General features: G+C 59.4%; 11 protein-coding genes and 3 tRNA genes. 9 read left to right on the forward strand and 5 right to left on the reverse strand.

What is annotated here, in order from left to right:
- Positions 1–702: 702 nt before the first annotated feature.
- Both CQ015_RS13585 and CQ015_RS13590 read right to left on the reverse strand, forming a co-directional pair.
- On the reverse strand, positions 703–939 hold the full coding sequence (locus tag CQ015_RS13585) for a hypothetical protein (RefSeq protein ID WP_105554407.1): 237 nt from the start codon (positions 937–939) through the stop codon (positions 703–705).
- A 196-nt stretch (positions 940–1135) separates the two neighbouring features.
- Complete coding sequence (locus tag CQ015_RS13590; RefSeq protein ID WP_105554408.1) at positions 1136–1723, reverse strand: helix-turn-helix domain-containing protein; 588 nt, start codon at positions 1721–1723, stop codon at positions 1136–1138.
- A 474-nt stretch (positions 1724–2197) separates the two neighbouring features.
- Between CQ015_RS13590 and CQ015_RS13595 the strand changes: the two genes are divergently transcribed.
- Positions 2198–2746 carry an OsmC family protein gene (locus CQ015_RS13595; RefSeq protein ID WP_219844312.1) on the forward strand — a complete coding sequence of 183 codons (549 nt, stop codon included), beginning with the start codon at positions 2198–2200 and terminating at the stop codon, positions 2744–2746.
- 66 nt (positions 2747–2812) lie between these two features.
- On the opposite strand, the gene CQ015_RS13600 is transcribed toward CQ015_RS13595, so the two are convergent.
- The 3 genes from CQ015_RS13600 to CQ015_RS13610 form a co-directional block, all read right to left on the reverse strand.
- On the reverse strand, positions 2813–4303 hold the full coding sequence (locus CQ015_RS13600) for a malate:quinone oxidoreductase (RefSeq protein ID WP_181150424.1): 1491 nt from the start codon (positions 4301–4303) through the stop codon (positions 2813–2815).
- A 59-nt stretch (positions 4304–4362) separates the two neighbouring features.
- Entirely contained in the window at positions 4363–6180 is a 1818-nt protein-coding gene (locus CQ015_RS13605; protein ID WP_181150425.1) for an ABC transporter substrate-binding protein, read from the reverse strand.
- 197 nt (positions 6181–6377) lie between these two features.
- Entirely contained in the window at positions 6378–7316 is a 939-nt protein-coding gene (locus CQ015_RS13610; protein ID WP_105650365.1) for a 2-hydroxyacid dehydrogenase, read from the reverse strand.
- Positions 7317–7489: 173 nt separating this feature from the next.
- Between CQ015_RS13610 and CQ015_RS13615 the strand changes: the two genes are divergently transcribed.
- The 8 genes from CQ015_RS13615 (at position 7490) to CQ015_RS13650 (ending at position 12691) form a co-directional block, all read left to right on the forward strand.
- Positions 7490–7562, forward strand: a tRNA-Lys gene (locus CQ015_RS13615).
- Between the two features lie 534 nt (positions 7563–8096).
- Entirely contained in the window at positions 8097–9299 is a 1203-nt protein-coding gene (locus CQ015_RS13620) for an NAD-dependent formate dehydrogenase (RefSeq protein ID WP_105650366.1), read from the forward strand.
- A 66-nt stretch (positions 9300–9365) separates the two neighbouring features.
- A complete protein-coding gene (locus CQ015_RS13625) occupies positions 9366–10259 on the forward strand; it encodes a LysR family transcriptional regulator (protein WP_105650367.1) in 894 nt (297 codons plus the stop codon).
- Positions 10260–10300: 41 nt separating this feature from the next.
- Positions 10301–10846 (forward strand): HPP family protein, encoded by a 546-nt coding sequence (locus tag CQ015_RS13630; RefSeq protein ID WP_105650368.1) that lies wholly within the window; start codon positions 10301–10303, stop codon positions 10844–10846.
- A 283-nt stretch (positions 10847–11129) separates the two neighbouring features.
- Positions 11130–11202: transfer RNA gene (locus CQ015_RS13635), tRNA-Lys, on the forward strand.
- A 66-nt stretch (positions 11203–11268) separates the two neighbouring features.
- Positions 11269–11763 carry a thioredoxin-dependent thiol peroxidase gene (bcp, locus tag CQ015_RS13640; protein ID WP_105554415.1) on the forward strand — a complete coding sequence of 165 codons (495 nt, stop codon included), beginning with the start codon at positions 11269–11271 and terminating at the stop codon, positions 11761–11763.
- Positions 11764–11852: 89 nt separating this feature from the next.
- Positions 11853–11937, forward strand: a tRNA-Leu gene (locus CQ015_RS13645).
- 184 nt (positions 11938–12121) lie between these two features.
- Positions 12122–12691, forward strand: a complete 570-nt coding sequence (locus tag CQ015_RS13650; protein ID WP_105650369.1) for a MarR family winged helix-turn-helix transcriptional regulator — start codon at positions 12122–12124, stop codon at positions 12689–12691.
- The last annotated feature ends 3 nt before the right edge of the window (positions 12692–12694 follow it).

Here is a 12694-nt window from a genome sequence, read left to right on the forward strand (position 1 = left end):
TTTGGGGCGTCTACTGTTCTCCGCGCCATGCCTTGAGGAACCATGTGCCAGCGTCGTATGGAAGGAAAATGCGCTTGTAGAACTCTGGCTCTGCTTGGCGCGTTGTCCACGTTGTCCCGCCGCAGGACAAGGCCTGCAGCATGTGTTGCATCTTGCACTGCTTCCGCAGGGTCTCGCTGACGTGCGACGAGCGTGTGATGTTGTCTTCGGACTGAGAACTTTGGCTGCGGCGCCCACCACTCTTAGACGGACGTGAGTAGGGGAGAACCGGGAAATTGAGATTGAGGCTCTACGTAGATCATTGGCCATCGAGAACGGCTTTTTACTCAGGGGGCCGCATCATTACCGCGAGCGCCACCGATGGCTGTGGCATGGGGTAGCCGAAGTTCACCACGGAACTCCGTTTCGGCTGGGATCGCACCAAGCGCCCTTGGATGGTCAGCCCGACTTGGAGGAGCTTCGTTGGAGCCGTTTCCTTGGGGCATGAGGTAGGCCAGAACGTCGCGAATATGAATCCTCGTTGGAGGGGTCCTCAAAGTTTCGCAACCTTCGTAGATCCACGAAGGTCGCCGCCGCGGAGGGCCAACGCCTAGTTAGGTTCGTTTTTTCGCTTCTGGTTTATGGCTTCTTCGGCAACGATAGGAGCATCTTCGCGGCTCGTCCTAGAATATGCGACGTCATCGTCTCCATAGAGCTCTGCGGCTATTCCGTGGCCGCATCTACGTTTTGAATACCCAGCTTTTCCAGCAAGAAGCTGATGTCGAGCATATCCCGATCTCGTGCTGAACTCAGCTTCATGGCAAGCAGCGTATCAGGCGAAGCGATATATGCCTTGAGCCCGTCGCCAAGGTTGATACTGATCCATTTTGCTCCTGCGGGGATGAAAGCGGTCGCGCTGGAGTTCAGCCACCCGGATGGAAGATTGCGTTCCTGGGCCATTGCTTCAATGACGCGTTCAACGTCGGCTTGGGTGTATATGAGGCATCAATGTCTTGGGTCACCCGACGGTCGTTTCCCATGAATGCGACGGCTGCCCCGCCGACCAGTCGGATCGTCGGGGTAATTCCTTTGGCACACAGCCTTGCCCCAAGCTCGCCAAGAAGTTCGCGAATCTCATCGACCGTGAAGTCTTTACTCACGCCATCTCCAGCGAATTATCTTTGAGGAAAATATTAAAATCTGCCATTGTCTTCGGGGTGCGCTTTATTGTCAGTTCCCTGAATGCGTCGCTCATACTCCGCGTGTCATCACCTGGAAACCAAGGATCCTGTAGTTTTTTACCCCACCGAGGTTTTTGTGCAGAAACTCCTTCAAGTGCAATTCGCGCGCCTGCTGCAAGCAAAGCATCAAACCGTTCGCTTCCGGTGGGGCGGGGCTTCTTGAGGCGCTCCGGCTTCAACTTTTTCAATTGTTTTAATGAATCCATTGCAATTCGTAGAGCGAATTCACCGTCACCAGAGGACAACTCGCGGGCAATATCGCGGGCCGCCTCCTCGAGGATCGTCTGAGGCGTCAGAGGAGGGGCAGCCCAGCGGATGTTCAAGGCATCGGCAACTCTAAGCGAAGCGCCCAGTTCAGCCGTCTCTTTGCCGGATTCAAGATCAAAAATGAACTTTCGGGAAAGCCCTGTTTTGTTTGCAAGCCCCTGCTGGCTCAACCCGCTTTGGATTCGGGCGCCACGGATTGCTCGCCCCAGATCTCGCGCAGTACTAATCGTTGCCATGTCTACATTATGACACCGTTCGCTAACTAAATGTAAATATGCGAGTAGATAGATTGGAAGGGGGCGTAGGTTGTGATGAGAATTTTATGGAATTTCGCACTCACTCGTTTTTAAGCGTCGTTGCGTTGTGGTTTGGTGATTGTTCCCGCGCTCCCAGAACCGTCCATACGGCAGTGAATAAATCTTCAATGGCGCTCAGCCTTTGCCTCGGGGGTGCCAGATCATCGGCCCTGCGGAACTGGACTTTGTAATTCGCCCTGGCAACAATGTCGGGATAGGACTTTCGCCCTAATGATTTGTGGACGAACGCTAGTAGGAGATCATTACAAGGTGGGAAGTTCCTCCAAGGTCCATCAAGATTCGAAGGACACGGAACGGCGATCCTGACGTAACGAATAACGGTTGCCAACCAGCAGGTGCTGAATCTCCCAAACGTTCGGGTCCCACGGTGGGATTCGAGCGCATACTCGGTGTATGGGAAAGTCCCACGGAACTTCGCAGACGGGTAAGAAGACCATGGATCGGGACACTTTACGCAGCGTGCAGCGGCCGTTGAAGCAGCTGTACCGCGAGCAGCCTCAAGCCGGAAGCATCGTATTGGAAGCCACCGGAACACTCGGAGAAGAGGGGCTTTCCTGCTCGGTGCAAACCGGCCAGGCGCTGGTGAGCGCTGGTCTGCACCCGTCCACCGGCGGGGACGGGACGCTGGCCTGTTCGGGGGATCTGCTCTTGCAGGCGCTGGTGGCCTGCGCCGGGGTCACCCTGGCGGCGGTCGCGATCAACCGCTCGCTGAGCGTTACCGGCAGCGTCCACGCCAGCGGTGTGCTGGATGTGCGCGGCACCTTGGGGCTGGACCCCGAAGCCGCAGTGGGATTCAGCTCGATCAAGTTGTCCTTCGAGCTGCAAACCGAGGCCAGCGAGCAAGAAGTAGCGCAGCTGATCGAGGCGACGGAAAAATACTGCGTGGTGTTGCAGACCTTGCGATCCCCGCTGGCCATCGAGGTCACCGCGTTAGCAAAATGACAAAGGCCCGGCTTGCTTCCCCGGCCGCCAAGCGGCAGGAAACAAACCGGACCGTGCCGCAGCTGGCTAGATCAGTTCCAGGCTCTTATCGGTAGCCGCCTTGACCTCGGCGTAGAGCGCCGGGTTCTCGTTCAGCTTGGTGCCGTAGGAAGGGATCATTTCCTTCAGCTTCGCTTCCCAGCCGGCGAACTGCTTCGGGAAGCAGCGCGAAAGCAGGCCAACCATGATCGGCGTCGCGGTCGAGGCGCCAGGGGAGGCGCCGAGCAGACCGGAGATCGAACCGTCCGAGGAGGTGATGACCTCGGTGCCGAACTGCAGGACACCGCCCTTCTTGGCGTCCTTCTTGATGACCTGGACGCGCTGACCGGCGGTGATCAGCTCCCACTGGGAGCCGTCTGCCGCGGGGAAGTACTCGGCCAGGGCCTCGTCCTTCTTGGCGCGCGACTTGAGCACCTCCTTGATCAGGTAGGTGGTCAGCGACATGTTGTCCTTGCCCACGGCAAGCATCGGGATGATGTTGTGCGGGCGCAGCGACAGCGGCAGATCCATTTGCCCGGTGGACTTCAGGAAGTTCATCGAGAATCCGGCGTACGGGCCGAACATCAGCGAACGCTTGCCATCAACGAAGCGGGTGTCCAGGTGCGGCACGGACATTGGTGGGGCGCCGACCGAAGCCTGGCCATAGACCTTTGCATGGTGCTGGTTGATGACCGTTTCATCGGTGCAGCGCAGGAACTGGCCGGAGACCGGGAAGCCGCCGAAGCCCTTGATCTCATCGATGCCTGACTTCTGAAGCAGCGACAGGGCACCGCCGCCTGCGCCGACGAAGACGAACTTGGCCTTCACGGTCTTCACTGCGCCGCTGGCCTTGTCCTTGACGGTGATTTCCCAGCCGGCGCCATCGCGCTTGAGGGTTTTGACCTTGTGGCCGTAGTTCACCGAGGCGCCCGCGGCGCTCAGCGAGTTGGTCAGGTCCTTGGTCAGGCGGCCGAAATCAACGTCGGTGCCCGAGGCCACGCGAGAGGCGGCAACCTTCTGCGCGGCGTCACGTCCCTTGGCGACCAGCGGAGTCCACTCGTTGATGGTGTCTAGATCTGTGGTGTGCTCCATTTCGCCGAACAGCGCGTTCGGCTTCAGGGCGTCATAGCGTGCCTTGAGGTACTTGGAGTGGTCCTCGCCAATGACGAAGGACATGTGCGGCAGCGCGTTGATGAAATCCGCGTCTGCAACGCGCTTGTTCTCAACTGCCCACGAGTAGAACTGGCGGGACACCTGGAACTGCTCGTTGATGCCGATTGCCTTGGCTGGGTCAACGGTTCCGTCGGCCTTGGCCGGGGCGTAGTTCAGTTCGCACAGTGCCGAGTGACCGGTACCTGCGTTGTTCCATGGTGAGGATGATTCCTCTCCGGCCTTGTCGAGGTTTTCGAAAAGACCAATAGACCAGGTTGGTTCCAGCTGGTTGATCATGGTGCCAAGGGTGGCACTCATGATGCCGGCACCGATTAGTACTACGTCAAAAGATTCGGTTGACGTTTCAGAAGGCACGAGGATCTCCATCGACAGTGATACTTTGCTCTACTACAGACTAGACCTACTAGACCACCGGTTAAAAATCCTTAACTGGAAAGTGCGGGTGAGTTAGTCATCTGCACGTCCAGATAGCTCTCATTGAGCATGGGCGAAGAAGGATAGTAAGTGACATTCGGGTTGAAGGCCAACGCCGAAATCGGAAATACCAGTGGAACCAGCGGTAGATCGGTGTTCAGCGTGGCCAAAATGGCGGTCATGGCCGCGGTGCGTTCCTCTCCCGGGGGCAAGGAACGAGCTACCAGCACCTGTGAGTCAAGTAACTTGGAGGTGTATCCGAACTCATGCTCCTTGGCGTCGAGAATTCCGGAGATAAAGTCATCCTCCAGACGGTATCCACCGGAGAAGCCCAAGAGATGCATCCCGTTGAATTCCGTCGAACGCACCGTATCCACATATCCGTCGGTCCACGCAATGGGGCGTGGCTTGATCCGAATGCCTACCGCCGCTAGATCTTCGGCCAGTTGGGCGAAGGTGCGCTCGGGCAGCGGAAGGTAGTTTCGCGAGACCCGCAGCGGGTAGGCGAACTCAATGATTTCGCCCTTATAGCCGATGTCCGCCAGCAGCTGCTTGGCCTTATCGGAACTGTGGTTCAGCGTGCCCTCCGGATCCGGGACACCGAAGGCCGGCGGCAGGATGCTCTGCGCGGACTTGGATCCCTGGAGGAAGAGATTGTCGGCTAGTCGCCCACGATTGACCGCGTGGGTGATGGCCATGCGGAATTCGGGCTTGGCCAGCCATTCGTTACGGTGGTCCAATCCGAGATACAACACCGAGAACGGGTCGCGCTGCACGACGACTTTCGCATTGCGAACCAAGGTGCGCATGATGTCGACCGAAACCATGTCGAAACCGTCGATTTCCTCGGCCATCAGCGCGCTTTCGCGGTTGTAGGGGGAGGGGATCGGGGAAACCACCACGGCTTCAGGATGGTTCGGGTTGTTGCTGAGCTTCGTTTTGTCCCAATAGTCGGCGAAGAGCTCCAGATTCACGGTGCCCTGGTCGTTGGACACGAACTTGTAGGGGCCGGTGCCGGAAGGCGCGGTGAGCAGCGCCTCGCTCGGGTTGCTTTTCGGACCTCCGGTAAGCGTATCCGGTGCGGCGATCGCCATCCCCGGCAGGGTGAGCGCTTCGATGAGCCCGGCACGGGGTCGGCGCAGCTTCAAGGTGAGAACGTATGGCTCGGTGGCCTCGACTCCGGCAAAATAGCTTGCGCTGCCGCCGAGGGATTTCCCGGTGAAAAGGTCCTGAGCGTAAATGGCCTTGAGTTTCTCCAGCTCGGCCAGGCGCTGGGTTTCGGCCGCCTGCTGCTCCTCGGTGGCCGTGGTGTCCTTGTCCAGCTTGAGCTTCAGCTCCGCTTCGGTAGGCAGCTTGGGAATGTCTTTTTCGTGGTGGAAGACGTGTATGAAGCCTTGGCTGGAGCGCAGCTGCAGGTCCTTGGGCAGCTTGACCCAGCGGTTGAAGTTCGCCACGACGGCTGCGGCATTGAATTCGCTGCCGTCGTGGAAGCGCACCCCGCGCCGCAGGGTGAAGGTATAGCGCAGGCCGTCTTCGCTCTGGGTCCAGGCTTCGGCGAGACCGGCAATTGGGCTGCCGGTATTCGCGTCGATGGAGATCAGCGTCTCGTAGACCTGGCGGGTGATGCGGAAGGATTCGTTGTCATTGGCCAATGCGGGATCCAGCGACACCGGGGGAGCGGAAGCTGCCAGGCGCAGGGTACGCGGGATGGAAGGTTCACTTGCCGACGCACTGGCGGAGGCTACGCCTTCACCGGTCTTCGAAGTGCAGGAAGCCAGCGCCAGTGTTGTCGCAGCGAGCGATCCGGTGAGCAGCAAGCGTCGCGTCACGAGATGTTGTTGCTTCGAAGGCACAGTGGTGGCTCGACTTCCTCTTGATTGCTCTCGGTTCCCAGCCGCGGTGGACCGGAAGCTTTCGCGGCGGTAAACGGTCTGGGTATTTATCAAAGATAGCGCACGCCACTAGCGGCACCCCCAGTAATTCTCGGGGTGCCGCAAAGTGGGATCAAATTGTTAGCTAAAAAGCATTAACTAGTGATCTGGTGCACAGCGTTCTCGCCAAGTTCGCCTTTTGACCATGCCGGGAGCTGCTTTTTGAGCAGGCGCACCATCCGCGGGAAGAAGGCGGCGGTATTTCCGCCGTTATGCGGCAGGATCAACGCGTTCGGGCATTGCCACAGCGGGTGGTCCGCCGGCAGTGGTTCTGGTTCGAAAACATCCGAGGCGACCGACAGTCGCCCGGAGGCAACCTCGGCGACCAGCGCGTCGGTGTCAACCACCGGACCGCGGGCCACGTTGACTATCAATGCACCATCGGGAAGCTTGGAGAGCAACTCGGCGTCCACCAGATGGTGGGTGGAGTCGTTGAGCGGAACAATCAGAATCAGCACCTCGATTTCACCGGCATGTGCGGATAGCTGGTCAATGGAGAGCACCTGGCCATGCTCGTCGGTGCGGGCGCGGGAACCGAAGCGCAACAGGTTCACCTCGAAGGGCTCCAAGCGTCTGCGGATTTCCTCGCCGATGCCGCCGACTCCGACAAGGCCCACCGTGCGGTCGGCCAAGCCGGGCCACTGCATAGGGTTCCATGCCCCTTCGCTCTGGTCGCGTACCGCCTGCGGGAAACCGCGCAGCGAAGCGATGGCTAGCCCCAGTGCCATCTCTGCGGTGGCTGCGGCGTGCACGCCGGCGGCCGTCGTGATATTTGCTCGGTCGCCAACGAGGTCAATCAGTCCGTCGTAGCCGGTGGTCTGCGTTTGTACGTGGCTGACGTTTGTTGCCCGATCGATGTTTCGCAGGCTGTGCGGTGAGGCCATATAAGGGAAGATCGTTATGTCGATCTCCTCCAGGTTCGTGGATGGCTCGTTGACCAAGTCCCAAATAACCGGCTTGAGGTTGCTTGGCAACTCGCCGACAGCGTCGAGAAGTTCTTGGGTGGGAAAGGAAACCGTGCGTTGGGTGATCATGGGATCACTGTATAAAGCAGGTGATGCCCATGGAAATAACCCCAAGTCATCTGCTGTAACGAACGTCACCGGCCGAAGGGTCCCTCTCGTTTTGCACTCTCGCCGAAAGCTGGTAAAGTTTTATCTCGTTGCGAAAGCGCGAAGCACAAAAAGCTTCTAGAACATCGCAGCGGGCGCCTCTAGCTCAATTGGCAGAGCAACTGACTCTTAATCAGTAGGTTTCGGGTTCAAGTCCCGAGGGGCGCACGGTGAAAAAGGTCGGACTTCGGTCCGGCCTTTTTGCGTACCCGGGATAAATTTTGCTCGTCGCCAAATTAGTCGCCTGACCGATGCACTGCACCGGATTCCCCTAACCACCGAAAGCTTCCGTGCGTTGAACCTCGTGAGCAACGAACAGTTGGGCGTGCCCTTTGCGCAGGAAAGCTTGATGCGGGCTGGTGCGGCCAGGAGAAATTAAAGGTCATTGCTCAATTGAAATGGGTTGAACGCGTCCGCTGAGAGGCTGCCTGGACCCCGATTGCAGAATATCGGTGCGGACCTTGGATCTTCAGCCGTCTAGCCATCTACCACGGAGGCTTGGAACCTCCAAGGCCGCTGGTGGTGTCTGTCCTCAGGTTGCCCTTCGCCCGGCGAGCCGGATCTGCAGCTGCTCGGCCGGAACATTGTTCGGCCGTGCCGAATGGCCATGCGGAGCCGTGCCATTTACGTTGCCAATTTGCTGAAATAACCTGAAATAGAAGCGAAAACATCGCTTCACAGGCAAAAACAGAAAGCAGCGTCATGGCCAAGGTCGTACTCGTTCTCTATCCCGATCCCGTGAAAGGTTTCCCAAACTTCCCTGACGACTATGCTCGCGATTCCCTTCCTGCGGTGCCGGACTATCCCAATGGGCAGACCCTGCCAAATCCAAAGGGCATCGACTTCACTCCCGGCGCCCTGTTGGGTTCGGTCACCGGCGAACTGGGACTGCGCAAGTATCTGGAAGACAACGGGCACGAACTCGTAGTGACCAGCGACAAGGACGGAGAAGATTCGGTCTTCGAACGCGAGCTGGTCGATGCCGACATCATCATTTCGCAGCCATTCTGGCCGGCCTACCTCACCGCAGAGCGTCTGGCCAAGGCCAAGAACCTGAAGATCGCCGTGACCGCAGGCATCGGCAGCGACTATGTCGACCTGACCACGGCCAACGATCTGGGTATCACGGTTGCCGAGGTCACCTACAGCAACTCGCATTCGGTGGCCGAGCACACGGTCATGCAGGTTCTGGTGCTCGTGCGGGATTTCGTTCTCCAGCACAAGATTTCCGCGGACGGCGGATGGAATATCGCCGACGCGGTGGAGCGCTCCTATGATCTGGAGGGCATGGACGTAGGCATCTTCGCGGCCGGCCGCATCGGCCGCGCGGTGATCGAGCGGCTGGCCCCCTTTGGCGTGAAGCTGCACTACAACGACCGGTTCCGCCTTCCGGCCGAGTATGAGCAAAAATACCACCTGCAGTTCCACGAGAGCATTAACGAGCTGGTCAAGCACGTTGACGTGCTCACCGTCCACGCCCCGCTGACCGATGAAACCACCGGTTTGCTCAACGACGATCTCTTGGGCACCATGCGGCGCGGTTCCTACATCGTCAATCCGGCGCGTGGGGCCATCGCCGAGGCCGATGCCATCGTTCGGGCCCTGGAGTCCGGCCGGCTCGCCGGATATGCAGGTGACGTGTGGGCCCCGCAGTCGGCTCCCGCGGATCATCCCTGGCGCACCATGGCGCATAACGCGATGACCACCCACACCTCGGGCACCTCGCTCTCCGCCCAGGCCAAATACGCCGCAGGGACCCGGGAAATCCTGGAATGCTTCTTCGAGGGCCGCGAGATCCGCCCCGAATACCTGATCGTCCAGGGCGGGGACTACGCCGGGACCGGCGCGCATTCCTACGCCGAGCCAGAAGTAGCTTCGGTTAGTGTATTCGGGCAAGGGCTTTGATACTTTGCGGGAGATTCGCTCAGGCCCGAATGCCTGCGCAGGCCGATGATGTGAAAGTAGGAGTCCATGCTTCTGACCCAGTTGGAGTACTTTGTCGCGCTGGCCCGGGAAAAGCATTTTGGACATGCTGCGGCGGCCTGCTTCGTCTCCCCGTCGGCGCTGTCCGAAGCGATCCGGAAATTGGAAACCGAGCTGGGCGTTCCGCTCGTGACGCGCGGAAGGAACTTCGAGGGACTCACCACCGAAGGCCAGCAGGCGCTGATCTGGGCGCAGAAGATGGTGGCGAACCAGCATTCGATGCTGACCGAGCTCTCCGCGGCCCGCGGAAACCTCACCGCCCGCATTCGGGTTGGAGCTATCCCTGCTGGCGGTGCGCTGGCAGCTTCGGTTTTGTCCCAGCTGGGGCGGCAGCAGCATTCGGTCACGGCCACGCTTTCCACCGGATTGAGCAGTGAGCAGATCATGGCAAAATTGCGCCGCTTTGAACTCGAAGCCGGGGTGATTCTGCCCTCCGCTGCCGATGGGCCGGATATCTTGGCCGTGGCCATCAGCGAAATTTCCCATGTGGTGGTGGCGCCCCACGGAGTTTTTCCGGCCGAAACCAAGTACGTGACCGGCTCCATGCTCCGCGATGTCCCGTTGGCCTTGCTGTCTCCGGCGATGCGTGCCCGGCAGCAGCTGGATCTGCGATTTGCGGAGCATGGAATTGAACTGCGCCCGCGCTTTGACGTCGATTCCGTTGAGGCCCTGCTCAACCTTGTCGCCCAGGGTCCGTGGGTCACCGTGATTCCCGAATCTGCCATCACCAAGCATCCGCCGCAGGCAAATATTCGAGTCCTGCCGCTCACCGAGCCGCATGTCGCAATTTCCTTGGCCGTAGTGCGACTGGCTCAAAAACCCGTTTCCGCAATTTCGCGAGCCCTCGACTCGGCGATTGGATCAGTGTTGCCCGCGACCTGACCCACTCGCTGCACAGGGCCCTCACCTTGAAAGGCCCGCTTATGAGGCACTCGATTCACCCGTTACTCCGCCACCTGCAACCTGCGATGGCCTGGAGGCATGTCCTGTGGGCCTCGCTGGGTAGCTTTCTGGCCATCGCCGCCTTGTCCTGGGTGGGCAATAGCGTTGGATCACCGATTCTGATCGCAGCCTTCGGCTCTTCCTGCGTCCTGGTCTTTCTGCTGCCTTCCTCGCCCATGGCGCAACCGGTCAGCTTGGTCGGTGGCCACCTGGTCTCCGCATGCTGCGGATTGCTGGTCCGAACCTACTTGCCCTCCGCGTGGTGGAGCATCGCTTTGGCGGTGGGCTTGTCCATCGCAGCCATGGCGTTGCTGCGCGTGACCCATCCGCCGGCAGGGGGAAACCCCATTGGGATACTGCTCGCGAACGAAGGCTGGAGCTACCTGGTGGTTACGGTGCTGCTCGGCTCCTTGATCGTCGCGGTATGCGGCATGGTGTTCCGCGTGTTCCCGCTGGCGAAGAGTGAGTCCCGTGCGGAACCCGAGCAGCAAATCACCGAAGAAGACCTGGATCAACTCACGCGGTGAGCCATCGAGGGTGCCGTCAATGCCCCGTGACGGCAACCCTTGGCGCCGCCGAAAAGCCGCAACTGCATGGCAGGACGCCCCCTGTTGTGATCCATTGCACGGGCGAACTTTTAGTTAATTTTTGGAAATCCCGCTCGCCAGAATTCGAAAAAGCGCCACTGACTAGGCGTTATTATTGTTCAGGGGGTGCGGTTGGCCGATTTTCCTTTTTGGGTGCCTTCTGTCTATGATTATCTACGTCGCAACGACATGAACCGGAAACGGACTAGTCAGAGCGAAGTAAGCGCCTCTAGCTCAATTGGCAGAGCAACTGACTCTTAATCAGTAGGTTTCGGGTTCAAGTCCCGAGGGGCGCACAATGAGATCCGACCTGAACTATCAGGTCGGATTTTTTGTATATCCACGGAAAAGGGGTTCTACGAATGAGCAATGAAGCCACTACGCCAACTCGCTTGGCTGCGGGGGATCAGGCGCCAGACTTCACATTGCGCGATGCCGAGGGCAATGAAGTGACCTTGTCCAGCTTCCGCGGCAAGAAAGCGATCGTGTACTTCTACCCGGCGGCGTCCACTCCTGGCTGCACGAAGCAGGCCTGCGATTTCCGCGACTCGATCCAGTCCCTGAAGGGCCTGGGCTACGAGGTTCTCGGAATCTCCCCGGACGGTGTTACCAAGCTGGCGAAGTTCGCCGCCAAGGAAGAGCTCAACTTCCCGCTGCTGGCCGACGAGGACCATGCGGTTGCCGAAGCCTATGGCGCCTGGGGCGAAAAGAAGAATTATGGCCGCACCTACGAGGGGCTGATTCGCTCGACCATTGTGGTCGACGAGCAGGGTCTGGTTTCCCTGGCGCAGTACAACGTTCGTGCCACCGGTCACGTTGCAAAGCTGCGTCGTGACTTGGGGATTGATCCAAAGTAGAAGCACGGTTCGCCGATTTTATATCTGCGAATTATTCCGCTAGACTGGTTGAGGTCGAGTTGCCGGACTTCAAGTCAGGTGTAGCGCGAGCGAGTATGGCGGAATTGGTAGACGCGCTGGATTTAGGTTCCAGTGTCTTCGGACGTGAGAGTTCAAGTCTCTCTACTCGCACCAACCACACAAAACCTCCCGAACTAGCAAAGTTCGGGAGGTTTTGTGCATCCTGCAAGGTGGCCGCTGGCGTGCGGGGCGGTGCAATAGCCAGGATCCTGCTTATTGCCGCAGGCCGGGGGAGTAGGCTTTGGAAGAGCAATCCCGCGATCGGGATGGCTGAAGGTGATTATTCAAGGGGTGGAATGTGGAGCGCGAAAAGCTGCCCACGATGTATAGCTTGGCGCAATCGGACCCGGAGCAGGCGCTCATACCCCGCGCTGGCATCCCGGCACAGGACCTCGCCCAGATCGAGCGCATCATGGCCGAACTGGGGCGGATGCGTGCGGTGGAGCGGCGCATCATGCACAGCGCGCAGAGCTTCATGAAGCTCAACGAAACGGATATGCGCGCCATTCGCCAGCTCATTTCCGCAAAGCATGCCGGGCAAGCGGTGACCCCTGGATTGCTCGCCCGCCATTTGGGGGTCACCACCGCCTCGGTGACCAAGATGATCGACCGGCTCGTGGCCGGCGGGCATGTGGTGCGCAAGGCGCACCCCACCGATCGGCGCTCCTGGCAGGTGGAAGTCAGCGAAGAAACGCATCTGGCCGCCCGCGAGCAGCTGGGGCGCCACCACGCCAAGCGATTCGACGTGGCCCTGGGGTTGAGCGCCGAAGAACGCGATGTGGTGATCCGCTTCCTCGCCGGCACCTCCGATGCCCTGCAGGACAGCCTCTACGGGGTCGAGCCCGAAGCCTCCGAGTCCGGCGAATAACTC

It is taken from the genome of Arthrobacter sp. MYb221 (assembly GCF_002979835.1).
In the GTDB taxonomy this organism is placed as follows: domain Bacteria; phylum Actinomycetota; class Actinomycetes; order Actinomycetales; family Micrococcaceae; genus Glutamicibacter.

Excerpts from the sequence above, each read along its gene's own strand:
- CQ015_RS13585 (WP_105554407.1), bottom strand. The coding sequence starts at position 939 with ATGGCCCAGGAACGCAATCTTCCATCCGGGTGGCTGAACTCCAGCGCG.
- CQ015_RS13590 (WP_105554408.1), bottom strand. The coding sequence starts at position 1,723 with ATGGCAACGATTAGTACTGCGCGAGATCTGGGGCGAGCAATCCGTGGC.
- CQ015_RS13595 (WP_219844312.1), top strand. The coding sequence starts at position 2,198 with ATGGGAAAGTCCCACGGAACTTCGCAGACGGGTAAGAAGACCATGGAT.
- CQ015_RS13600 (WP_181150424.1), bottom strand. The coding sequence starts at position 4,303 with ATGGAGATCCTCGTGCCTTCTGAAACGTCAACCGAATCTTTTGACGTA.
- CQ015_RS13610 (WP_105650365.1), bottom strand. The coding sequence starts at position 7,316 with ATGATCACCCAACGCACGGTTTCCTTTCCCACCCAAGAACTTCTCGAC.
- CQ015_RS13620 (WP_105650366.1), top strand. The coding sequence starts at position 8,097 with ATGGCCAAGGTCGTACTCGTTCTCTATCCCGATCCCGTGAAAGGTTTC.
- CQ015_RS13625 (WP_105650367.1), top strand. The coding sequence starts at position 9,366 with ATGCTTCTGACCCAGTTGGAGTACTTTGTCGCGCTGGCCCGGGAAAAG.
- CQ015_RS13630 (WP_105650368.1), top strand. The coding sequence starts at position 10,301 with ATGAGGCACTCGATTCACCCGTTACTCCGCCACCTGCAACCTGCGATG.
- bcp (WP_105554415.1), top strand. The coding sequence starts at position 11,269 with ATGAGCAATGAAGCCACTACGCCAACTCGCTTGGCTGCGGGGGATCAG.